19 protein-coding genes are annotated in these 23,951 nt (G+C 59.6%); 10 read left to right on the forward strand and 9 right to left on the reverse strand.

The genetic code is table 11. The features are described 5' to 3' along the window. Positions 1 to 25 precede the first annotated feature (25 nt). Both VL130_RS09080 and VL130_RS09085 read right to left on the reverse strand, forming a co-directional pair. The gene (locus tag VL130_RS09080; RefSeq protein WP_325362529.1) at positions 26 to 307 is read right to left on the reverse strand and encodes a type II toxin-antitoxin system RelE/ParE family toxin; all 282 of its coding nucleotides are present in this window, start codon (positions 305 to 307) and stop codon (positions 26 to 28) included. Further along, on the reverse strand, positions 297 to 545 hold the full coding sequence (locus VL130_RS09085; protein WP_325362531.1) for a type II toxin-antitoxin system Phd/YefM family antitoxin: 249 nt from the start codon (positions 543 to 545) through the stop codon (positions 297 to 299). The genes VL130_RS09080 and VL130_RS09085 overlap by 11 nt, the downstream gene beginning before the upstream one ends. Before the next feature lie 80 nt (positions 546 to 625). Between VL130_RS09085 and VL130_RS09090 the strand changes: the two genes are divergently transcribed. Continuing rightward, positions 626 to 1,642, forward strand: a complete 1,017-nt coding sequence (locus tag VL130_RS09090) for an adenosine deaminase (RefSeq protein WP_325362532.1) — start codon at positions 626 to 628, stop codon at positions 1,640 to 1,642. Here the strand turns inward: VL130_RS09090 and VL130_RS09095 are convergent. From VL130_RS09095 to VL130_RS09110, 4 genes are all read right to left on the reverse strand, one after another. Then, positions 1,604 to 2,251 (reverse strand): hypothetical protein, encoded by a 648-nt coding sequence (locus tag VL130_RS09095; protein WP_325362533.1) that lies wholly within the window; start codon positions 2,249 to 2,251, stop codon positions 1,604 to 1,606. The genes VL130_RS09090 and VL130_RS09095 overlap by 39 nt on opposite strands. 36 nt (positions 2,252 to 2,287) lie before the next feature. Beyond that, positions 2,288 to 2,878 (reverse strand): DUF1287 domain-containing protein, encoded by a 591-nt coding sequence (locus tag VL130_RS09100; protein WP_325362534.1) that lies wholly within the window; start codon positions 2,876 to 2,878, stop codon positions 2,288 to 2,290. A 2-nt stretch (positions 2,879 to 2,880) separates the two neighbouring features. After that, the gene (locus tag VL130_RS09105; RefSeq protein WP_325362535.1) at positions 2,881 to 3,006 is read right to left on the reverse strand and encodes an entericidin A/B family lipoprotein; all 126 of its coding nucleotides are present in this window, start codon (positions 3,004 to 3,006) and stop codon (positions 2,881 to 2,883) included. A 140-nt stretch (positions 3,007 to 3,146) separates the two neighbouring features. Next, positions 3,147 to 3,275 carry an entericidin gene (locus VL130_RS09110; protein WP_325362536.1) on the reverse strand — a complete coding sequence of 43 codons (129 nt, stop codon included), beginning with the start codon at positions 3,273 to 3,275 and terminating at the stop codon, positions 3,147 to 3,149. Positions 3,276 to 3,433: 158 nt separating this feature from the next. Between VL130_RS09110 and VL130_RS09115 the strand changes: the two genes are divergently transcribed. The 5 genes from VL130_RS09115 (at position 3,434) to VL130_RS09135 (ending at position 12,137) form a co-directional block, all read left to right on the forward strand. After that, positions 3,434 to 4,606 (forward strand): TIGR03862 family flavoprotein, encoded by a 1,173-nt coding sequence (locus VL130_RS09115; RefSeq protein ID WP_325362537.1) that lies wholly within the window; start codon positions 3,434 to 3,436, stop codon positions 4,604 to 4,606. A gap of 118 nt (positions 4,607 to 4,724) precedes the next feature. Next, positions 4,725 to 7,844 carry a bifunctional proline dehydrogenase/L-glutamate gamma-semialdehyde dehydrogenase PutA gene (putA, locus tag VL130_RS09120; RefSeq protein WP_325362538.1) on the forward strand — a complete coding sequence of 1,040 codons (3,120 nt, stop codon included), beginning with the start codon at positions 4,725 to 4,727 and terminating at the stop codon, positions 7,842 to 7,844. 200 nt (positions 7,845 to 8,044) lie between these two features. Next, entirely contained in the window at positions 8,045 to 8,338 is a 294-nt protein-coding gene (locus VL130_RS09125; protein ID WP_325362539.1) for a phosphotyrosine protein phosphatase, read from the forward strand. 63 nt (positions 8,339 to 8,401) lie between these two features. Then, positions 8,402 to 9,817, forward strand: coding sequence for a glycoside hydrolase family 125 protein (locus tag VL130_RS09130; RefSeq protein WP_325362540.1), 1,416 nt, complete (start codon positions 8,402 to 8,404; stop codon positions 9,815 to 9,817). Positions 9,818 to 9,893: 76 nt separating this feature from the next. Beyond that, positions 9,894 to 12,137: a GH92 family glycosyl hydrolase gene (locus VL130_RS09135; protein WP_325362541.1), complete on the forward strand. Its 2,244-nt coding sequence runs from the start codon at positions 9,894 to 9,896 to the stop codon at positions 12,135 to 12,137. A 15-nt stretch (positions 12,138 to 12,152) separates the two neighbouring features. On the opposite strand, the gene VL130_RS09140 is transcribed toward VL130_RS09135, so the two are convergent. Continuing rightward, positions 12,153 to 12,938, reverse strand: a complete 786-nt coding sequence (locus VL130_RS09140; RefSeq protein WP_325362543.1) for a LytTR family DNA-binding domain-containing protein — start codon at positions 12,936 to 12,938, stop codon at positions 12,153 to 12,155. Positions 12,939 to 13,077: 139 nt separating this feature from the next. Here VL130_RS09140 and VL130_RS09145 point away from each other — a divergent pair, with 139 nt between their 5' ends. The 3 genes from VL130_RS09145 (at position 13,078) to VL130_RS09155 (ending at position 17,066) form a co-directional block, all read left to right on the forward strand. Beyond that, the gene (locus tag VL130_RS09145) at positions 13,078 to 14,229 is read left to right on the forward strand and encodes an acyltransferase family protein (protein ID WP_325362545.1); all 1,152 of its coding nucleotides are present in this window, start codon (positions 13,078 to 13,080) and stop codon (positions 14,227 to 14,229) included. Between the two features lie 32 nt (positions 14,230 to 14,261). After that, positions 14,262 to 15,290 carry a cupin-like domain-containing protein gene (locus VL130_RS09150; protein ID WP_325362546.1) on the forward strand — a complete coding sequence of 343 codons (1,029 nt, stop codon included), beginning with the start codon at positions 14,262 to 14,264 and terminating at the stop codon, positions 15,288 to 15,290. A gap of 66 nt (positions 15,291 to 15,356) precedes the next feature. Beyond that, positions 15,357 to 17,066, forward strand: coding sequence for a tetratricopeptide repeat-containing sulfotransferase family protein (locus tag VL130_RS09155; protein WP_325362548.1), 1,710 nt, complete (start codon positions 15,357 to 15,359; stop codon positions 17,064 to 17,066). 72 nt (positions 17,067 to 17,138) lie between these two features. Here VL130_RS09155 and VL130_RS09160 read toward each other — a convergent pair whose 3' ends face one another. Then, entirely contained in the window at positions 17,139 to 19,442 is a 2,304-nt protein-coding gene (locus VL130_RS09160; RefSeq protein WP_325362549.1) for a beta-N-acetylhexosaminidase, read from the reverse strand. Positions 19,443 to 19,568: 126 nt separating this feature from the next. Beyond that, entirely contained in the window at positions 19,569 to 22,226 is a 2,658-nt protein-coding gene (locus VL130_RS09165) for a TonB-dependent receptor (RefSeq protein WP_325362550.1), read from the reverse strand. A gap of 387 nt (positions 22,227 to 22,613) precedes the next feature. Between VL130_RS09165 and VL130_RS09170 the strand changes: the two genes are divergently transcribed. Beyond that, a complete protein-coding gene (locus VL130_RS09170; RefSeq protein ID WP_325362551.1) occupies positions 22,614 to 23,912 on the forward strand; it encodes a sugar MFS transporter in 1,299 nt (432 codons plus the stop codon). Positions 23,913 to 23,951: the final 39 nt, after the last annotated feature.

The raw sequence follows: 23,951 nt of genomic DNA on the forward strand, positions 1-23,951 counted from the left end.
GAGTCTATATCAGAGAAAAGGAATTCTAACGCTGATCCTCCGCCTTATAAACTGCGCTCCGATCTCGGCGGCCCACCGCAATTACGAGCACCAAGATTTCGGCGTCACGAATTTCATAGACCAGCCGGTAGCCGATACTCGCCAGCCTGATTTTATAGCGATCCTTGGCGCCGATCAGTTTAGCCGCCGGCACACGTGGATTTTCCAGCCGTTCCGCGAGCTTTTTCTTGAATTGCTGACGGGTATTGGCGTCTAGCCTACGCCATTCCTTCAAGGCCTCGTCGAGGAAGGCAAGCTCATAAATCATCCAGATCGACCTTGATCACCTTTTGTCCTTGCCGTGCATCGGCGATCGCATTCAACTCAAAATTTTCAAGCCTATCCATCAAGGCTTCATAGGCCTTAGCCGGCACACAATAAAAGGCTGGCGTATTGTGGTTGAGAATGGCCACGGCCCCTCCCTCTCCGGTTTCCACCGTCCCCATCGGATTCTTCTTGAGTTCAGAAATACTGGCGCTCATAGTCGCCAAGATTGCACTGGCCATGATCAATTCTCGGTGTCAAATTCAGGTCTTTATTTGGCACTATAGATGCCAAAATTCAAGACTTAGAAAAGAGGCTTTCCATGTCCGACACCTCACTCGATGCCTTTGTCGCCGGTCTGCCCAAGGCCGAACTGCATCTGCATATCGAAGGTTCGCTGGAGCCGGAACTGATGTTCGAACTGGCCCGGCGCAATGGCATCGCCTTGCCCTACGACAGTATCGAAGCCCTGCGCGCCGCCTATAATTTCTCCAATTTGCAGGATTTCCTCGATATCTATTACACGGGCGCCGATGTGCTGCGCACCGAGGCCGATTTCTATGACCTCGCAATGGCCTATTTCCATCGGGCCGTGGCCGATAATGTCCGTCATGCTGAAATCTTTTTCGATCCGCAGACCCATACCGATCGTGGCATCCCCTACGCGTTCGTCATCGAGGGCCTGAGCCGCGCGGCGCAAGATGCCGAAACGTTGGGGCTATCGGTATCGCTGATCCACAGTTTCCTGCGCCATCTGTCCGAAGAAGCCGCGTTCGAGAGCCTGGCTATGGCCGTGCCGTATCTCGACCGGATCATCGGCGTTGGGCTGGATTCATCGGAAATCGGCCATCCGCCGTCGAAATTCGCCAATGTCTTCGCCAAGGCGCGCGAACTGGGACTGAAACTCTGCGCCCATGCCGGTGAGGAAGGCCCGCCGGCCTATGTCTATGAAGCGCTGGATGTCCTGCATATCGACCGCATCGACCATGGCAACCGTTCGCTGGAAGATCCTGTTCTGGTTGAACATATCGTGCGCGAAGGCCTGACGCTGACGGTCTGTCCGCTGTCCAATCACAAGCTGTGCGTGGTGAAAGACCTGAACGACCATCCGATCCCCGACATGCTGAAAAAGGGGTTGCGCGCCACGATCAATTCCGATGATCCGGCCTATTTCGGTGGCTATGTGAACGACAATTTCCTGAGCCTGACCCGGCTTGGTCTGATCAACCGCGCGGACTGCCTGACCCTGGCGCGCAACAGCATCAACGGCGCGTTTCTCGGCGACGAGCGGAAAGCCGTGTTAATCACTGAAATAGAGGCGTTCGCGGCGGAAAATTGACGGCTGGGGCGCGGCCACCGCCGGCAGGTCTTTCGGTAATTCCGGCGGCAGGTCTTCGGCAAATACCGGACCACGCGGCAAAGGCGAATATCGCCGCGTCACCGGCTTCGCAGGCTCGGTGAAAAGCGTCCCGAAAGCCGCACTCAGGGTCACGGCCGCAAGCCCGCCGGCCAGCAAACAAAGCGCCAGACGCAGGCTTTCGGGATCGCGGTTTTCATAATGCAGGCCGCAGATCACCGCGAAGCTGACAAGAAAAGCGATAACGCCGCCCATGACGGAATATTCGGGCGCGATCCGCCGCGCCAGCAGCGAGGTGAACAAATAAAGGCCTTGCAGATAGATATGGATACCGATGATCCAGCCGGCGGCCCGCCAGCTTTTCCACCAGTACAGGCTCCAGTCGCCATTCATGAAGTTCTGCGTCATGAAGGCGGCATCGGCGAGACTATTACTTAAAGTCTCGCGCACACCGGCGGCGAAGGTGTTGACATCAACATAGCTTTGCGGCGTCACCGGCAGCCCGAATTTCACCGCCAGCAACAGGGCGATCGCCAACTGCCACTCGATCAGTCTTTCGCCCAGCCAGATGAGGAAACGCCTGAAGGTCATAACGCCGATTCCGGAAATCGCCAGCGATTATAACCCTCAAATGCCATAACGGAAATGCCCGGTGATTTCGGCGCCGAAAAGGCTGTCTTCCTGCTTCGGCCCCCAGCCGATATTATGGATGATCAAGGGCCTGCGTTTGTCGAAAAAGGCGCGTTCGTCGCTGACGATGGCGATATGCGGATGGTTTCCCGGCAGGCGATAGGTGACCAGATCGCCGGCGGCGTAATCCTCCGGCTTTTGCGTTATCGGCAACGACCCGGCGAACCGATTGAGGAATACGCGCAGGTTGGGCACACGGCGATGATCGATATTGCTGTCGGCGCGCTTCAACCCCCAGGTCTTCGGATAAAGACTGAAGTGCGCCGCCATATCCTCATGGACCAGTTGCTGAAGATCGATACCTATCGGACGATAGGCGCGGATCACCACGTCGGTGCAGACCCCTTTATTGGAGGCCACGTCACCCATTGGATAGGCGATTCGCGTATAACCGCTGTCATAGCTGACGGCATGGCGCGTCTGCGCGTGTGCGGCCTTTAGAAAAACGCCGCACTTATCCGGAGCAGCCGATGCCGCACTCGCCAAAGCAAGCGCCGGAAGGCCGGTCAGGAAAGCGCGGCGCTGCATGATTAGTGCGTCGCGTCTTCCATACCGTTGCCAACGGCAGTGATATCCTTGCCGACGCCTTGAATGGTGTGGCAGGCGGCCAGCATAGGCAGAAGGGCGATAACGGCGATAAGGGCAAGACGTTTCATGGTTTTATATCCTCAGAATTAATACATTACGAGTGTGACTCGTAATTGCGGCGAATTTACGGGAAATATGGCTCCATGCAAAGAGAAAGACCCATGACACGCCTATGTCATGGGCCTGGTCTTTACGATCTACACCGCCATCAATTGCTGGCGGCGCTTTCCATGCCCTTGCCAACGGCGGTCACATCTTCGCCGGCGCCCTGAACGGTATGGCAGGCGGCCAGGATCGGCAGAATGGCGATAACGGTAAACAGAATAATGCGCTTCATGATCAGATGTCCTTCTCAGATTGCGTGGACATGATCGCCACGTCAGACCAAAATCAAAGATTGCGCATAAGGATTCAATGAGTGCGGTTAATGGATAAAATCATGGCGGCATCCGGTAACCGTGGCGCGGCCTTACATAACAGGCTATGACGCGCCGCATGAAAAACCCGATTGTTATCATAGGCGCCGGCCCCGCGGGCCTGATGGCCGCCGACCGTTTGAGCGCCGCCGGATTGCGCGTTGAAATCTACGACCGCATGCCCTCCGTGGCGCGCAAGTTCCTGATGGCGGGACGTGGCGGGCTGAATCTTACCCATTCCGAGCCGTTCGATCGCTTCGTGACGCGCTACGGCAAACGGGCGCAAAGCCTGCGACCGGCGCTGGAAGCCTTCCCGCCGAAGGATTTGCGCGCCTGGGCCGATGAATTGGGCGCGGAGACCTTTGTCGGCTCTTCCGGGCGTGTATTTCCGAAAGCGATGAAGGCCTCGCCCCTGCTGCGCGCCTGGCTGAAACGACTGGAGACGCAGGGCGTAAAACTGCATACGCGGCATGACTGGCGCGGCTGGGCCAAAAAAGAATCAAGCGAAGCGCTTCTGTTCAATGACGATGTGCGCATTGTGCCCGCCGCGACGATACTGGCGCTCGGCGGGGCCAGTTGGCCGAAGCTTGGCGGTGACGGTGGCTGGATGGATGCGCTGCGTGAAAAAGGCGTGGAGATAGCGCCCTTCCAGCCGGCCAATGCCGGTTTCCAAACCACATGGAGCGCGCAGTTCGCCGACAGGTTCGCCGGTGAACCGTTGAAAAATATCGCTGTGAAATTTGCCGGTCGTGAGATCAAGGGCGAACTGATGCTGACCCGTAACGGCCTCGAAGGCGGGGCCATCTACGCCCTCAGCGCGGCGCTGCGTGACGCCATAAACAAGGACGGCCACGCCGATCTGGTTATCGACCTGCGCCCCGACCTGACGGCGGATCAGGCGGTCAATAAACTAAAACGCGCCTCCCCCAAGGACAGCCAAAGCAACCGCCTGCGCAAGGCCCTCAATCTGTCGCCGGCAGCCATCGCCCTGATTCATGAAAAACCGGGAGCGGACTTCAAGACGGTAACGGTACGACTGACCGGCGCGCAAGGCCTGGACCGCGCCATCTCCTCGGCCGGCGGCATCAAATTCGACGCCCTGACGCCGGATTTCGAATTGAGAGCGCTGCCTCGTGTCTATGCGATCGGCGAAATGCTCGACTGGGAAGCTCCAACCGGCGGCTATCTGTTGCAGGCGTGTTTTTCTAGCGCTGTGGCGGCCGCGAAGGCGATCGCGCAAACGCAGACGTGATCCAAAGCTTCCGGAAACACCGTTCTTTTCGCTTGCCAGATTTGTCGCAAGTGTAACAGATATGACGGACAGGACGCTCACTCAGCGAGGCGTCCGGATGTCTCAGCAGGAGCCGCCCATGCCCGATTCCGCCCCGTTTTCGCGTGCGTTCGTTTATGACTGGGACAGCCTCGATCACAACAAATACATCAGCGACGCCGCCATCTGCGCGGCGCTGATGAAGGCCAGTCCGCTTGATGACCAGACCCGCGCCGTAGTGCGGGCCGAAGCGGAATCTCTGGTGCGCGCCACGCGCAAAGCCGCACAGAAACAGGGCGTGGTCGAGAGTTTCCTGAAGGAGTTTTCGCTCGGTACGGCGGAAGGTCTGGCCCTGATGTGCCTGGCCGAAGCCCTGTTGCGCACACCTGATGAGGCGACGCGGGACCAACTGATCGCCGAAAAAATCGCCTCGGCCGACTGGGCCTCGCATCTGGGGCAATCCGATAACTGGTTCGTCAATGCCTCGACCTGGGGCCTGATGCTGACCGGCAAGATCATCGATGTCGAGGAACAGGCCAAGAAAGACGTCGGCGGCTATGTCACCAATCTGGCGGCCCGCCTCGGCGAGCCAGTCATCCGCCGCGCCGTGGCGCAGGCCATCCGGATCATGGGTGAGCAGTTCGTGCTCGGCCGCACCATCGAGGCCGCGCTGAAACGGGCGAAAAAGGATGGTTATCTGTGTTCGTTCGATATGTTGGGCGAAGGCGCCCGCACCGAGCACGACGCCCGCCGCTACACCAAATCCTATGCCGCCGCCATCAATGCCCTGTCAAAGGTTGCCACCGCCGGCCCAGAGGCAGATCACGGCATTTCGGTCAAGCTGTCAGCGCTCTATTCACGTTATGAAGCGGCTAGGGCAGCAGACGTTTTCGAGCACCTTTATCCAAGAGTAAAGGCTCTGGCTATCCAGGCGTCCAAGGCCAATATCAATTTCACGCTCGACGCCGAGGAAACTGACCGTTTGGCGCTGTCGCTGAAGATACTCGACCGCCTCGCCCATGAGCCGGAACTAGGTGAGTGGAAGGGCCTCGGACTGGCGGTTCAGGCCTACCAGAAGCGATGCCCGGAAGTGATCGCCGCCCTGCGCACCCTGGCCGAAAAGAGCGGACGGCGGCTAATGGTGCGGTTGGTCAAGGGCGCCTATTGGGATACCGAAATCAAGCGCGCGCAGGTCTATGGCCGCGAAGACTATCCGGTCCACACCACCAAGGCGGCGACCGACCTCAGCTATCTGGTCTGTGCCAAGGCGCTGATCGACGCCACGCCGTTTATCTATCCGCAGTTCGCCACGCACAACGCGCACTCTCTGGCCGCCGTCCGCCGCATGGCCAATGCCAAGGGCGTTACCGTCGAATTTCAGCGCCTGCATGGCATGGGGGAACAGCTCTATGCCGAGGCCGCCGAACAGTTCGAGACCTTCCCATTGCGTGCCTATGCGCCGGTCGGCGGTCACGAAGACCTGCTGCCCTATCTGGTGCGCCGACTGCTGGAAAACGGCGCCAACTCGTCCTTCGTCAATGCGTTGCTCGATGAAAAGATCGACCCGAAGGACGTCATTTCCGATCCGGTCGAAAAAGTCATGGCCCATCCGGATCGCCATGCCAAGCTGCCCCTGCCACGTGACATGTACGGCGACCGGCTCAATTCCCACGGGCCGGATGTGAGTATCAGCGCCGTGCGCGAACGCCTGACGGCGACAATGCGGGCGATCGATGCCGCCCCCAGGGAAGCCAATGCCCTGATCGGCGGGAAACCACATTCGACCTATGCCGCGCACGTCTTCGCACCGGCCGATATCACCCGCATCGTCGGCGAGGTCCATGATGCCGACCCGATCATGATCACCGAGGCCTTCCAGCGCGCCGATGCTGCGCAACCGGCGTGGAATGTACTGGGTGGCGACGGCCGGGCGAAAGTGCTTGAAGCTATGGGCGATGCGCTCGAATCCCGCCACGATAAGCTTTGCGCCATCATGGTGCGTGAGGCCGGCAAGACCTGGCCGGACGCCATCGCCGAGGTACGTGAAGCCGCCGACTTCTGCCGTTATTATGCCAAGCTGGCGCGCGAACAATTTGGCAAGCCAACCGTCCTCACCGGCCCGGTCGGCGAACGCAATTCGCACGCACTGCACGGCCGCGGCGTCTTCGTCTGCATTTCGCCGTGGAACTTCCCGCTGGCCATATTCACTGGTCAGATCGCTGCCGCCCTGGCCGCCGGCAATGCCGTGCTGGCCAAGCCCGCCGAACAGACCCCCTTGATCGCCCAGAAAGCCGTGAAGCTGTTCTATGGCGCGGGCCTGCATCCCGATCTGCTGGCACTGCTGCCTGGCGACGGTGCGAAAATCGGCGCGGCGCTGGTGGACTATCCCGGTATCGCCGGCGTCGCCTTTACCGGCGGCACCGACACGGCAAGGCTGATCAACCTGACACTGGCCAAAAAGGACGGCCCGATCGTGCCCTTCATCGCTGAAACCGGCGGGCTGAACGGCATGTTCGTCGATACCACGGCGCTCAAGGAACAGGTGGTCGATGATGTCATCGCCTCGGCTTTTGGCTCCGCCGGCCAGCGTTGTTCGGCCCTGCGCCTGCTGTTCCTGCCTAATGAAGTGGCCGACGCCTATATCGAAACGCTGAAAGGCGCGATGGATATGTTGATCATCGGCGATCCCGCCGACTTCACCACCGATACCGGCCCGGTGATCGACGCCGATGCGCTGGAGTTGCTGCAAGAGCATGTCGAGAGAATGAAAGCCGCCGGCAAGAATATCTACCAGACACCGGTCCCGGCCGGTTTGAATGGCCATTTCTTCCCGCCGACCCTGATCGAACTGCATTCTCCGGCGGAACTGGAACGCGAGGTCTTCGGACCGGTTCTGCATATCGTTCGCTACGATTCCCAAAAGCCGGAAGAGATGACGCGAGCCTTGGCGGCGCGCGGTTACGGCCTGACCCTGGGCATACATTCACGGCTGGAGGCCTTTGCCGAAAAGATCATGCATAGCATCCCGGCCGGCAATGTCTATGTCAACCGCACGGTGATCGGCGCAGTGGTCGGGGTGCAGCCTTTTGGTGGCGAGGGCCTTTCCGGCACCGGTCCGAAAGCCGGCGGGCCATTGTCATTGACGCGCTATGCGTCCGAACGGGCGGTGTCGATCAACATCACCGCGCAGGGCGGCGATCCGGCCTTGCTGAATTTGTAAGAAAGCCACCCCCCCACGCCTTTCAGGCGTGGTCCCCCTCCCCGTTAAACCGGGGAGGTACAAAAAATTGTTCCTCTTATATCTCCCCAACGTGTTGGGGAGGGGGACCAACGCGCACTTGTGCGTTGGTGGTGGGGTTTCTGGCTTTCTGCTACACCCACACAATGAAACGTATTCTATTCATTTGCAGTCGCAACCGCTTGCGCAGTCCGACCGCCGAGCAGGTCTTCGCCGCATATCCCGACGTGGAAGCCAATTCGGCAGGACTGGCACCTGATGCCGAGGAACTTTTGATACCGGAACACCTCGAAGGCGTTGATATCATCTTCGTCATGGAAAAGACGCACCGCGCCAAGCTGAACCGTCAGTTCAAAAAATATCTCGGCTGGGCAAGAGTCGTCTGCCTCGATATTCCTGACGACTACACCTTTATGCAACCGGAACTGATCGCTTTGCTGGAAGCCCGCGTTATGCCGCACCTCAAACGGGTATAGGCTTTACGCTGCTGTCATCCTTTGTCACTATGACAGTAATGAAATCGATATCAGGGGTACGGCGTGAAACTCAGCAAGCGTGAACTGCTCGTAAGCCTGGCCGCCCTGTTGGCCGCAGGAAACGCCAAAGCCCAGACCAAATCCGGCCGTCCGCCGGTCAGCGAGCGCAAATTCGTCAGTCCGGCCATCGAGCAGGTCATCACCCAGACCAAAAAGAAGCTGAAGGACAAGCCCCTCGCGGTTCTGTTCGAGAATTGCTTCCCCAATACGCTCGACACCACCGTCACCACCTCCATTATCAATGGAAAACCCGATACCTTCATCATCACCGGTGATATCGACGCCATGTGGCTGCGCGACTCGTCGGCGCAGGTCTGGCCTTACCTGCCCTATGCCGCCAGGGACAAGGCGCTCACCCAGCTTTTCCAGGGCCTGATCGGCCGGCAGGCGCGCTGTATCCTGATCGATCCCTACGCCAACGCCTTCATGCGCGATCCGGCGGCGAAATCGAACCTCGAATGGTCGCAGGCCGACGACACTGAGATGAAACCGGGCGTGGCCGAGCGCAAATGGGAGATCGACAGCCTGTGCTATCCGATCCGCCTGGCGCATGGCTACTGGAAGGCCACCGGCGACACGACGCCGTTTGATGCCGAATGGCGACAGGCCATGCAGACGATCGTGGCAACCTTCAAAGCCCAGCAGCGCAAGACCGATCCCGGCCCCTATCGCTTTATGCGCAAGGCCACTTCCTCCAATGAAATGATGCCGCTCAACGGCTATGGCGCGCCGACCAAAAAAGTCGGGCTGATCCATTCCGGATTCCGGCCTTCGGATGATGCCTGCGTCCTGCCCTTCCTCATCCCGTCCAATCTGTTTGCCGCTGTCAGCTTGCGGCAACTGGCGGAAATGGCCAGTCTCGGTTTCGACGCCGCTTTCCGCACCACCTGCGCCGAACTGGCCGATGAGATCGGCACCGCCGCCGCACAATATGGCAAGCACCGGATGGCTGGTGGTTCTTTTGGCGGCACCATCGTCTGGGCCTATGAGGCGGATGGTTTCGGCAATACGCTTTTTATGGACGACGCCAATGTGCCCAGCCTGCTGGGCCTGCCCTATCTCGATATCTGTGAGACGACCGATCCGCTTTACCAGGCCACGCGCGCCGCCGTGTGGAGCGACGCCAATCCGTACTTCTTCAAGGGCACGGCGGCGGAAGGCATTGGCGGCCCGCACATCGGCCTGGACATGATCTGGCCGATGTCGCTGATCATGCGGGCGCTCACCAGTGATGACGAGGTTGAGATTTCCGCCTCGCTTGCTACCCTGAAAGCGACCACGGCCGATACCGGCTTCATGCACGAGAGCTTCCACAAGGACGATCCGACACAGTTCACCCGGCCATGGTTCGCCTGGGCCAATACATTGTTCGGTGAGCTGGTGCTTGACATTGTGCGGCGCAAGTCGAAACTGATGTAAGTATGTTTTCGGGGGTTCAATGCTTTCGCGTCGCTCACTTCTGACCTCCGCCGCCGCTGCGGGATTTGCCTCCGCCATGCCCCGTCTGTCCCATGCGCAAACCGCCGGTTACGCCCAATATGTCGATCCGATGATTGGCACCGGCGGTCACGGCCACGTCTACCCTGGCGCCAGCGTGCCCTTCGGCATGGTGCAGTTGTCGCCCGATACCGACAACGCCCGCTGGGACGCCTGCTCCGGCTATTATTACGACGACAAAACCCTGCTCGGCTTCTCGCACACCCACCTCTCCGGCACCGGCGCCTCGGATATGCTCGATCTTCTGGTGGTGCCGGCGATCGGCGAGGTGCGCATCAAGCCGGGGACGCTGGCCGATCCCGAAGGCAGCTACCGCACGCCGATGAGCCACGATCAGGAGACGGCGCGCCCCGGCTATTACAGTCTTGTTTTACCGGAAACCGGCATCCGCGCCGAACTGACGGCCTCAACCCGCGCCGGTATCCATCGCTATACCTTCCCCACAGGCAAGGACGCCCACCTGCTGATCGACTGGGCGCATGGCTTCCGCAATTACGATGGCAGCGCCACAAAGATCATCGCCTCGTCGATCGAACTGCGTGACGAGCAGGTGCTGGTCGGCTCTCGGCAGGTCCGGCAATGGGCGCAGGGGCGCTATATCCATTTCGCCATGAAGCTGTCGCAGCCGGCCGATTCGATGACCTTCTACAAGGATGACACCGAGATTACCGGCGCCACCACCTATGAAGGGCAATCTCTGAAGGTGGCCCTGCATTTCGGACAGACGCTGAAAGGTCCGCTGCTGGTCAAGGTGGGCCTGTCGGCGGTCGATATCGCCGGAGCCTTGCGAAATCTCGACGAAGACGGATTGGGCTTCGACTTCGAGGCGATGTCGGCGCAGGCGCAAACGCAGTGGGACACGCATCTGTCGCCGATCGAAATCACCACGGATGACGCCGATCAGCGCGCGATTTTTTATACCGCGCTTTACCACGCGCAATTGGCGCCTACACTGTTCTGCGATTCTGACGGCCGTTATCGTGGCATGGACAAGCAGATACATCAGCTTGAAGCCGGCAAGCTGAACTACAGCACCTACAGCCTGTGGGATACCTATCGCGCCCTGCATCCGTTGATGACAATCATCGATCCATCACGCGCAGCTGCCTTCGCCCAAAACCTGATCGAACAGGGCGAACAAAGTCCATCGGGGCCGGTGATCTGGCCGCTGCAAGGCGTCGAGACCTTCTGCATGATCGGCTGGCACTCGGCTGTGGTTATCGCCGAAGCGATCCACAAGGGCCTCCCCGTCGATGCCAAGCGTGCCTGGGCGCTCTATCGCCAGTTGGCCTTTGGTCGCAACACGCCGGGCCTTAATGCCTATCGCGGCTTTGGCTTCATCCCCTGCGACCTGGAAGGCGAATCCGTCTCCAAGACGCTGGAATATGCCTATGACGACTGGGCCATGTCGCATATCGCCCAGGCCGCCGGCGACTATATGAACGCGGCGCTTCTGCGTGAACGCTCGCGCAATTACCGCAATGTCTTCGATGCAAAAACGCAGTTCTGCCGGCCGCGCCTGATGAGCGGCCAGTGGGCGCTGCCCTTCGATCCGCGCAGCATGGGACACGATTCCAAACGCTGGTGGGACTATACCGAGAGCAATGCCTGGCAAGCCACCTTCCTGAACCAGCATGATCTCTATGGCCATATCAGCCTGTTCGGCGGTGATGCGGCTTTCGAAGCCAGGCTCGACGCCCTGTTCAATGCGCCGTCCGATCTGCCGCCGGATGCCCCGCCCGACATGACCGGCATGATCGGGCAATATGTTCATGGCAACGAACCGAGCCACCATATCGCCTATCTCTACGCCTGGTGCGGCGCGCATTACAAAACCCAGGCACGCATCCGCGAGATACTGAAAACCCAGTACCACGCCGCGCCCGACGGCATGGCCGGTAATGAAGACTGCGGCCAGATGAGCGCGTGGTATATCCTGTCGGCCCTCGGCTTCTATCCGGTCGATCCCGTTGGCGGTGTCTATGTCTTCGGCTCGCCATTGTTTCCGCAGGCGCGCGTCGCCCTGCCCGACGGTAAACGCCTGACCATTACGGCCGAAGGCGCCGGTGACAAGCCCTATATCGAACGCGTTTTATGGAATGGACGCCCGTATCCGCGCTCATGGATCGGCCATGCCGACCTGATGCAGGGCGGCGAACTGGTGTTTGTGATGTCGGACAAACCCAATCCGGCGTTCGGTTTCGATATCGCCGACCGGCCGCCGTCGTTTCAGTTCGGCTAGAAATCTCCTCCCCATTTAAGAAATGGGGAGGAGATTATTACGAAATCTTCTACTGCCGATCAGTTCGCGGTCATTGGTCAGGGTGATACGCAGATCACCCGAAGGCGTGGCGGCAAAACTGCGCATATGGGCGCGATTGAGCAGCCGGGAACGATGGATACGCGCGAATCCATAAGCACCCAATCGCTTTTCGTATTCGCTCAAGGTGCCGCGCAGCAGCAGCGGCTTCGGCGTATTGGTCAGATACAATTCAACATAATTACCCGCCGCCTCGGCATAGACTATCTCGGTTGGCGTGAGATAAAGCGTGCGGCCATCCGAACGGACCTCGATACGTTCCGGTAACGCCATCGCCGCCGGTTGGTTCAGGCGCTCATAGACCCAAATGAACCCGCAAATCACCAGGAAGGTCAGCGCGTCCTTGCGGCCTTCATAGATCAGTTCCAGCGACAGATGACCTTGCGCGAAATTGTAATGCTCATGGACAACACCATAGCCCACCACGCGAATAGCGACCATGATCGCAATATGAGCCAGTGAAAACAGCCCGCAAAAAGCAATCTGGACCATCAGAAAACGCGGCACGCCCAGTCTCTGCCAGTGGAACCGCTGATAACCGAGCCAGACCGCCGGCGTCAGGATCAGGATGGCGACATAGCTGGAAAACTCCCATAGCGCGGGTTCCCATAGAGCCAGCCCCGGTTCCTCGATGGCATGAGAGGAAATATTGACAATAATCACGACCAACAGAAACGCGGCAAAGGTTGCATAGAGCCGGAAAGGGATGAATCCGTTCGTCACTGCAAGGCTACCGCCTGTCCCTGTCTTGTCTCCGCTCATCACCGCTTGTCCCATGCCGGCCGCCATCCATGTCTTGGCGATTTCGGCCAGACTAGCCGCGTGTCTATGACATTTCCAGTGACTTTTATGGGAGAGAGAAATGGATACGACGACCAGGCGCTATGACCTCGACTGGCTGCGCATCATCGCCTTCGGGTTGTTGATCTTCTACCACATCGGCATGTTCTATGTGACCTGGGACTGGCATGTCAAAAGCGACCATGCCGGCACAGCGATCGAACCGCTGATGTTGCTGGTCAATCCATGGCGACTGGAATTGCTGTTCTTTATTTCCGGCGTGGCGGCGCGCTTCATGGTCGACAAAACCACGCCCCTGCGCTTCGCCGACTCGCGTTTCAATCGCCTGTTCTGGCCACTTCTGTTCGGGATGCTGGTCATCGTGCCGCCGCAGAGCTATTACGAGATCGTCTCGGATCTCCATTTCTCCGGCGGTTATCTCGATTTCTACGGCAAGTACCTGACCGCGCATAAGGGCTGGTGCGACCATAACGGCTGCCTGATCGTGCCAACCTGGAATCATCTGTGGTATGTCGCCTATCTGCTGGCTTATTGCCTCATTTTTGCTTGCGTCTGGCCCCTGCTGAAACGCCTGCCGATGCAATGGGCCAGAGCACTGCCCGCACCGGTCTATTTTCTCGTCCCCTTTGCGCTGTTCTGGGCCGCCAAGGTGTTCCTTATGCCGCTTTTCGAGGAAACCCACGCCTTTGTCGGCGACTGGTATGTCCACGCCAATTCCTTCGGTTTCTTCATACTGGGCGTGATGGTGGCGCGGTTCGACCGGTTTTTTGAAATCGCCCGCAAGGCGCGCTTCCTCAGCCTGTTCATGGCGCTCATCGCTTACGGCATCCTAGTGCTGGCCTATTTCGGCCTCATCGGCGGGACCTTGAGCGAACGGATGGGACATATTCTCGGCGCCGGGCTGAAGTCTCAGCAGGCAATCTTCGCTATCATGGCCCTGCTCGGCTTCGCCCGCCAGCATCTTGCTGCTGCTGACGGCCCGATCCGCCGGACGCTCACCGAAGCGATCTTTCCCTTCTACATCATTCACCAGACGATCATCGTTGTGGCCGCCTATAACCTCAACCGGCTGCATTTGCCCGTCGCCTTGGAAGCCACATTGCTGGTCATCCTCACCATTGGCGGCTGCGGCCTGACCTACCTCATCGTCCGGCGGATACCAATCCTGCGGCCGGTCTTCGGGCTGCCGTTACGCGCAAAACCCGCGGCTTGACCCTTGTGCGGCGGAGGTGCTACCTCTGCCGCATGTGGTTGGATGAGGCTAAAAAAGTTCAGATTTTTGAGGGCGTTGACCGGCAGGTCTTCGAGCGTGACATCCTGCCGTTCCAACGCCCCGCCATCCTGAAAAGCGCTGCCCGCCACTGGCCGGCGGTGGCAAAAGCGGCGCAAGGCGTTGAGGCCCTTTGCGACTACTTCAGCGCCCACGCCAACGAGCAAAAGATCACATTTCTCTCCGCCAGGCCGGAGATAGACGGTCGCTACAGTTTCAGCGATGACCTGCGCGGCCTCAATCACCAGCAGCGGCAACTGCCTTTTTCCGTGATCGCCGGCCTGCTGCTGCGTGACCGTGACGATGACACCGCGCCAACCCACTATGCCGGCGGCGTACCGGTTCAGCACATCATGCCGGGCGTGCTGGCTGAAAACACGCTCGACCTGATGCCCCCAGATAAACCGCGCCAGATTTCGCTGTGGATCGGCAACAAGACGCGCACGGCCGCGCATTGGGACCTGCCGCAAAACCTGGCCTGTGTGGTGGCCGGCAAGCGGCGGTTCACCCTCTTTCCGATCGACCAGATCGACAATCTCTATATCACCCCACTTGACCTGACCCTGGCCGGACAACCGACCAGCCTGGTCGATTTTTACAAGCCGGATTTCGACGCCTTCCCGAAATTCGCCGACGCCATGCCTCATGCCGAGGTGGCCGATCTGGAGCCTGGCGACGTACTTTATCTGCCCAGCCTGTGGTTCCACCACGTTGAATCAATGGAAAATTTCGGCGCCATGATCAATTTCTGGTGGCGCGAAGGGCCGCTCTACCTCACCCGCTCGACGCCGCTGACCACCCTGATGCACGGCCTGCTCACCCTGCGCGACTTGCCGCTGGAAGAACGCCTGCGCTGGCGTACCCTATTCGACCATTTTCTCTTTCAGCCCGAAGGGGAAGCCGTGGCGCACATCCCCGCCCATGCCCGCGGCCTGTTCGGCGCCATGACGCCGGAAATCGAAAAGCAGCTCAAGGCCTATGTGGCGCAAACCCTGGCCCGTTAGGCTCTATTGAGGAAAGCCGAGAATCCCCCTACAGATAACGGGTTAGTGCCGCATGAAAGAGTTCTATTGACCGCATCGCCCCACCCGCTTGTTCTCAAGGGCCGTCAGGCATTTCAGGCCGGTGATATTTCCGGGGCGCTCAGCCTGTGCGGGATGCGGTTGAACGAGGCGCCGAGCGACGGCGACGCGCTGGAACTGAAGGCGGTTATTCAGTCGTCACGCAAGGATTTCCGCGCCGCCGAAGCGACTATGCGGCAGGCCATCGTCTACGATCCAGCCAGCGACTGGGCGCTCAACGACCTGACGCAATTGCTGCACGATCAAGGCCAGAAGACGGCCGCGGAAACCGCCGCCCGCGCCGCCCTGATCGCCCGGCCGGAAGACCCGCAGGCCCATCTGCAACTGGCGGTCATTCTTGGCGAAAAGGACGACCTGCCCGCCGCCGAATTCCATAACCGCCGCGCCCTCGAACTCGCCGGACCGCATCCACAGATCCTCGTCAATCTCGGTCTAACTCTATACAACCAAGGGCGGGTCGACGAGGCCCTGCCCGCCCTGCTGGACGCGCACAAGCTCCAGTCCGACGTGGCGCAGATCATGGCGCATATTTCCCGTGCCTATGAGGCCAAGCGCGACATGGCCGATGCCTATATCTGGCTTGAACGCGCCGAAGCGCTCGGCAAACGCACCGGCGAAGATTTCACCCTGCTGCGCGCGCTTTACCTGCGCCATGCCGACCAACCACAACAGTCCCTGGACCTGATCGACCCGTCGAAAGATCAAATGGCCGCGCCCGCCCTGCTCGAACGTGCCGTTCTGCTCGATAAATTGGGCCGTCATGACGAGGCCATGCAGGGTTTTGTCACCGCCAAGGCGCGGCTGGCCGGCGATATGGGCGTGCGTTACGATGCGGCGAAGGTGGCCGCCGAATTCGCCGGGTTGAAAGACTTTTTCACAATGGAAAACATGGCGCGGCTGCCCAAAGCCAGTGTCCGCAAGGACACGCCACAGCCGATCTTTATCCTCGGCTTTCCGCGTTCGGGCACCACCCTGATCGAGCAGATGCTCAACAGCCATCCCGATGTCAGCGCCGGCGGTGAACTGCCGTTCGTACATGAGTGGCAAAAGCTTATCGATGACCTCCTGCCCGGCGACCAGCCCTTCCCGCAGCGGCTGGCGCAATCGCAGACCGCCGATTTCCACCATATCCCCGGCCTGTTGCGTGACTATTATCTTGGCCGCGCCGAAACCTACGGGCTATTAGGCGAGAACAAGCGCTTCTTCACCGACAAGATGCCGCTCAATGATATCCACCTGCCGCTGATCCGCCTGGCCTTCCCTGAGGCTGCGGTTATCCGCATGATCCGTCATCCGCTCGATGTCGCCATCTCCATGCTGTCGCATAACCTGACGCACGGCTATAATTCGGGTTATAAGCTGGACACCATTATCGCCCATATGGTGGCCATGCACGACCTGAACAGCCACTATGACGCGGCGCTCGGCCATCCAGCGCTCGACCTGAAATACGAACAGTTCGTGGCGGAGCAACGCGGTCACACCCTGCGCGTGCTCGGCCATATCGGACTGGGCTTCCACGAAGCGTGTTTGCGCTTCCATACCAATCCGCGCCACGCCCCGACGCCTTCCTACGCGCAGGTATCGAAGCCGCTCAACGATCGCTCGATCGGCCGTTGGAAACCCTATGAGCGTTTCTTCGCGCCCTTTATGGATGAGATCGGTCCGGTGATCGCGGCGCTGGGATATGAAAAGTAAGATACCCCACCACCACGCCGCAAGAGCGGCGCGGTCCCCCTCCCCGACAAGCGGGGAGGTACAGGAGCCGGCTTATTTAGGGGACAGGCGGATATCCTTCAGCGCCCACTGAACCGGCGGGGCTTTCTGCGCGAAGGTCAGGCAGAGATCGTGCGCCCCCGCCGTGGCCGGCACCTCTGCGCGCAATTCGTTCAATCCGCCGCGCCGGATCATCTTGCCAAGCGGCAAGGCCGCGACAAGCGGCCCCTCACAAGTATCAAGATGGATATTGAATTCGCCCTCCGGCGTCACAGGCGCATCGACCTTGACCGGATCGGGATGATTGCCAAGCTGGAAGTTGAACGGAAAATCAGCGACATGGACCGTGACATCGAAGCCCTTCGAGGTATCGGCTTTGCGCCATATCCAGCACGGATTGAGGATGTCCATCAGGATCACCGCGCGGTCACCTTTATAGTCCGTACTGTCATCTTCTAGATTGAGCACCAGCTTGCCGGCGCAGGTTTCCAGTTGCTGGCTGACGCGCGTTTCCAGCAACGGACGGGTCAGCAGATAGCCTTTCGGCTGGCCAAGTGGCTGACCGTTCAGGAAGGTCTGCGTCGTCAGTTGCGTGCCGAGCGGCAGGGTAAGCGGTTCGCTGTAAACGGGTGACGTAACGATCGGCGCCGGACCGCCGGTGGCGTAGCGCACCTCCCCCAGTTCCAGATCTTTGCTCAGAGTCGCCACGACTTTTGCCGCACCCGCCGGCGCCAGCGACAGTTGCGCATCGAATGGCGCCTGATCATAGCGGATGCCGAGCGCGGTCAAACGGCTCAAATCCGCCGGCAATCGCTCGGTGAACCCAGACCACGACCGCACTTCCGGCGCGCTCCAGCCGATTTCGGCGAAGGCCACCATGCGCGGAAAGACCTGCCGCTCGATGCGTTCATCGGTGCGGGCGTGCTCGGTCCAGATATTTCCCTGAAGCCCCAGGATATGCTTGCGGGCCTCCGGCGCGATCTCGTCCGGCGCCGGATTGAAACTATAGGCGTCCTTCAGGGTGATGATCTGGCCGCGCCCCGGCGGCTCGTCGGGCGATCCGCTCTGACGGTGATTGAGATAAAGGACCGGCGCCGGCGACAACACCGTGTCGTGGCCCAGCTTCGCCGCCGCCACCGCGCCATCTATGCCGCGCCAGCTCATGACCGTGGCGTCGGGCGCGATGCCGCCTTCGAGGATTTCGTCCCAGCCGATCAGGCGCCGGCCTTTTTCCGTCAGGTGCTGGCCGACGCGACCGATGAACCAGCTTTGCAACTCCATCTCATTCTTCAGGCCCAGTTCCTTCATCTTCGCCTGGATTTCGGGACTGGCCTCCCACTGCGGCTTGATCGCCTCATCGCCGCCGACATGGATATAGCGGCTGGGGAAGATATCCATTACCTCATCGAGCACGGTATCGATGAAGGTAAAGGTGCTGTCCTTGACGTTGTACAGGTTGGGATAGACGCCCCAGTCCGACAGGCCCTGCTTCGGCACAGTGCCTTCCGTGCCCAGTTCCGGGTAGGCGGTGATGGCGGCGGTGGCATGGCCCGGCACATCGATTTCCGGCACGACGGTGATATTACGCGCCGCGGCATAGGCCACGATATCGCGCGCCTGATCCTGCGTATAAAACCCGCCGTACATCAGCGGCTTGCCTTTGCCGTCCACGCCCGCCGCACCGGCTTCCTGGCGGAAAGCCGTCTTGGCGGTCAGGCCGGGATAAGCCTTGATTTCCAGCCGCCAGCCCTGGTCGTCGGTCAGGTGCCATTGCATGACATTCAGCTTCTGCGAGGCCATGCCGTCGATGAGGCGCTTGATCTCTTCCGGCGTCTGGAAATGTCGCACGGAATCGATCATCAGGCCGCGCCACTTGAAACGCGGTGTATCGAAAATGCTGACGGCCGGCAGGTCCACCGTGCCCTTTGCGGCATCCGGCGTCGCCAGTTGCCACAGGGTAACCGCGCCATAGAAAATACCGGCGCGGTTGACGGCGTCGATCGTCACGCCCTCCTTGGAAACACCGAGATGATAGGCCTCGTCGTCCTCGGCCACCAGGGTCTGGATGCGGTTCAGCCGGATAGCTTTCTCGCCCTCAGCCGGCGCGGCATCGCTGATCTCCAACGTCAGGCCGCGCGTCTCCTTCAGCATGTCGCGCAGCCAGACGGCGACGCCCATCAGTTCGGCATCGCCCGCCGGCATATAAATCTGCGTCGTGTCGCTGAGCGCGAATGTCCCCTCGCCCACCGTCATCTGCGCCGGTATCGGCGTCAGGGCGGGCGCGGCCCACACGGGCAATGCGGCGAAACCCAGCAGGCAGGTCGACAGGATCAGGGCTTTGCGAAGGTTGAGCATCATGGGGTTCCCTCTGGATTATTGTGCAGGTTGACTGCTTCATAAAAAAGAGCAAGCCCCGGTTTGCGAAGCTTGCTCTGAGGAGAGGAAACAGGTGCGGGAACGGCGCGAACCGTCCCCGCTCAGGCTTTAGTACTTGAGGCGAGCGCCGACATAGAAAGACTGGCCGTTGTCATAATAGGCGCGCGGGATGTTCGGATTGCCGACGAAATAATAGAGCTTTTCGTGCAGCAGGTTCTGGGCATCGAGCGTCAGGGCGATATGGCTGGTCAGGTTATAGCTGAACGACCCGTCGAGGGTGCCGAAATCGTCCTGCCACATGGCTGTGCCGCGATCGGTGCCGGACTTGAACTTCGAGCGGAAGTTATAGGCCAGGCGGGCGCTGATCAGGTCGTTTTCAAAGTAACCCGTCAGGTTCGCCGTGTTCTTTGAATTACCATCGACCGGTTCATCGTTACGATCCTTGGTGTCGACATAGGTGTAGTTGAAGATAAAGCCAAAGCCGGTGTCACCGAAGGGTTGCTGGACGCTGAACTCATAGCCCAGTCCCTTCGCCTTGCCGCCGTTTGCCGGACCGGACAAGGTGAACAGGTGGCCCGCCGGGGTCTGCTGCGTGGTGAAGAACTGCTGGAAGCTTTCCGTCGTAATGTAGTTGGAAATATCCAGTTCGAACACACCGAAGGAAACCAGGGCGTCCGGCGCATAGTAATATTCGGCGCCGAGATTGTACTGCCAGGCGCGGTACGGATCGAGGTTCGGGTTACCGCCGGCGCTGCCGGTGAAGTTGGAATCGACCAGCGAGACCGAACCGGCAAGTTGCGCGTAACCCGGACGGGTCATGACTTTCGCCGCACCGGCACGAAGCAACAGTTTGTCGGATACGTTATAGGCCAGGTTCGCGCTGGGCAGGTAATCCCAATATTCTTTATCAGTGACGATCGCCCCCCAGCCAACGACCGGCGAGAAGACATTGAATACGGTCTTGACCGGCGCATTCGCCGACCACTGCGTTGATTCCGTCTCGGTCTTGACGGCGCGGACGCCGATATTACCGCGCCAGTTATCACCGCCCAACTTGGTCATGGCATAGAGGGCCGTGGTCTTTTCCTTCACGCTGAAGCTGAGCGGCGGATAGAAGGCGAAAGTGCGGCCACCGTTATTGGCGTCGAGATACTTATAAACCGCATCGGCGTCGGCATAGGAATAGCCGGGGATGTCGCCGACATCATTGGCATAGTCAGAAGGCGTGACGCCGCCGGTGAAGACTGTGCCAAGACCAACCGTCGTGGTGCCGCTGTTCGCGCCATTGCCGCCCCAGGCGTAGGCCAGGTAGTTCAGATCGCGGGTGTGATCGGTCAGGCGGGCGCCGAACAGGATGCTCCTGAAGACGCTCTTGTCGAGATCATAGGCGAAATCGACCTTGGCATAGGATTCCTTATCCGGCGAGGAGATGGTGCCGCCCCACGACCAACTGAACTTGTTGTTCAGGTAAGCGGCCGAGGTCGGGTCCGATGGAAGGCCGGGGAAGCTGACCTGCGTAGTCGGCGTACCGAGGGTATAGGACGCGCCAACATTGTCCCAGTAGGTTTCCCAGGCAGCCGTGTCATCGGTGACGCCTTCGCCGGCCGTATAGCCGAGTTGCGCCTTCATGCTTAAGCGGTCCGTGAATTGATAGGCGACATCAAGGTTGAGATTCCACGAACTGGAGTGGGCCTTGCGGAAGATGTCATCCTGAACCAGCGAACCACCGGCAGCCGCAGCGTCGGCTGCCGTCCAGCTCGCCGAGGTGACATAGCCGTCAGCCGAGGTATAGGCGGTCGGCGTGCGGCCAGCCAGATGCGACCCCCACAGCATGAAGTTATGGTTTTCGTTATCAGCTTCCAGATAGGTGTAGAGGCCGGAGAAGCCGATTTCGAGCTTGTCGGACTTCCACTGCATCATGAAGTTGCCGCCCTTGCGCGCGCGCTCCTGAGTGAAGTAGGCCGAACCGATCAGCGACGGCACCAACAGCGTCTGGCCCGAGCCGGCGAAGTTGGCCTGCGGCGTATAGCCAAGGATTTCCTGTCCATCACGACGGAAGCTGCGCTTCTCGTAGAAGGCGCCGATCAGGATGCCGAAGTCACGGTTTTCGCTGCGCCAGGAATACATGCCGGAGACGTTCGGGTTCCACTTGTCGGCCAGGGTGGAATACATGCCCTGCGCGGAAGCAGCGAACGTATTGGCCGGCAGATCCAGCGGCTTGCGCACGTGGACATCAACCGTACCGCCGATGCCGCCTTCGGGAATTTCCGCCGAAGACGACTTGATGACTTCGATAGTGCCGACCACTTCGGAAGGCAGCATGGTGTAGTTGAACGAACGGCCGCCGGCGGTCTGGTCGAGGACGAACCAGTCGCCGGTCGCCATGTTATGACCGTCCATCAGGGTCAGGTTGAGCGTCGGGTCGGTGCCGCGAATCGAGATGTGTTCGTTTTCACCGAAACCGCCGGCATTGGCCGAACCGGTGACGACATTGACGCCCGTGGCGCGCGACAGCGAGTCGGCGACGTTCTTGTCAGGGAACTTGCCGATATCTTCGGCCGTAATGATTTCCGAAACACGGTCGGCATTGCGTTTTTGCTTCAGCGCCGATTGCAGCGATTTACGAATGCCGGTGACGATGACGGTTGTGTCCTCGGCCGGTGCGGCTTCCGGCGCCGCGTCCTGAGCGTAGGCGTGGGCGCTCATGGACAGGCTGAGGGCCAAGGCCGCCGCGCTGGTCATGAGGATATGACGTTTGAATTTCATGTGTGTAGCTTCCCTATTATGCAGTGTGCCGCCCGCGGCAGGGCGAACCCCTAAACCTTGATACTGCCGCACTTCTCATTGGACAGGCCTTGATTGAAAACCACTACAATACCAAATGGAACCAATAAAATACCTGCCGCCGCACAACTGCTATCTCCGGTCTCACAAAACTGTCAACTTAGAATCGCAGAGATATTCAATTGGGCTACTCTTGTGTAGGAAATGTTACAAATTTATCGCATATTTTGTACGATAATTTGCGCAAAATCATATATTTTCCTTGGAGTTCATTGTTTGCGACAAAATTTTGCGAAGACCGATTGCATTTTGGATTTAATTCGGACATACCACTTAAACGAATTGGTATTATAAGGGGAAACACAAGCCATGCCGAACGAAACCACGCTGAGTGTAAAAGCGCCAACAAAGACACCTTGGGGCGCCGTCCTGCTTTTCTGCATGTTGTTCTTTATCTTCGGTTTCGTAACCTGGCTGAACGGCCCGTTGATCACCTTCGTCAAGCTTGCCTTCAATTTGACGGATGTTGAAGCCTTCCTGGTGCCGTCCACCTTCTACCTCTCCTATTTCTTCCTTTCTATTCCCGCCGCCTTCATCCTGCGCAAAACCGGCATGAAACAGGGCATGGCGCTTGGCCTCTTCATTATGGCCATTGGCGCAGCCGGTTTCGGCCAGTTCGCCACCCTGCGGATCTTTCCGGGCGCGCTGACCTCGCTGTTCATTATCGGCGCCGGCGTTTCGCTGTTGCAGACCGCTTCCAACCCTTACATTTCGGTGCTTGGCCCGATCGAGAGCGGCGCTCAGCGCATCGCCGTCATGGGCATCTTCAACAAGTTCGCCGGTTTCCTGGCCCCGATCGTCGTCGGCACCTTCATCCTGCACGGCATGAGCGATTTCGACGCCAGCGTGAAGGCCGCCGCTGATCCGGCCGCGAAGGAAGCGATTCTCAACGCTTTCGCCGCCCGCATCCATACGCCTTACCTGATGATGGCCGGCCTGCTCGCCATACTCGCCGTCTTTACCTGGTTCTCGCCCCTGCCGGCGCTTGGCGACGACGCCAATCCGGATAACGGCCAGGGCAGCAAATTCGCCTATATCCAGATGTTCTTCGGCTTCCTCGCCATCTTCTTTTATGTCGGGGTCGAGGTCATGGCCGGTGATGCCATCACCACCTACGCCAACGGCTTCGGCCTGCCGCTCGACCTGACCAAGTATTTCACCTCCGCCACTCTGATCGCCATGCTGGTCGGTTATGTCGCCGGCATCATCCTGATCCCGCGCTTCGTGAAGCAGGAAAAATACCTGATTTTCTCAGCCATCCTGGGCGTGGCGCTCACGATCGGCGCCTTCCTGACCAAGGGCTATGTCTCGGTCGGCTTCGTCGCCGCGCTCGGTTTCGCCAACGCCATGATGTGGCCGGCCATCTTCCCGCTCGGCGTTCGCGGCCTCGGCAAGCTTACCGAACTGGGCGGCGCCCTGCTGGTCATGGGCATCGCCGGTGGCGCGGTTGTGCCGCAACTCTTCGCGCACCTCAAGGAAACCTACGACTTTCAACTCGTCTTTCTGTGCCTCATGGTGCCCTGCTACGCCTATATCCTGTTTTTCGGCCTGTTCGCCGGCCGCAAGATCAAGACGATCGTGGCTGCGCCGGTGCCCGCCGACATTTGAAAAGCCGCCCCCTCACCGAAACCTGACAAGTCGTCCAAA

Source organism: Asticcacaulis sp. (genome assembly GCF_035497195.1).
In the GTDB taxonomy this organism is placed as follows: domain Bacteria; phylum Pseudomonadota; class Alphaproteobacteria; order Caulobacterales; family Caulobacteraceae; genus Asticcacaulis.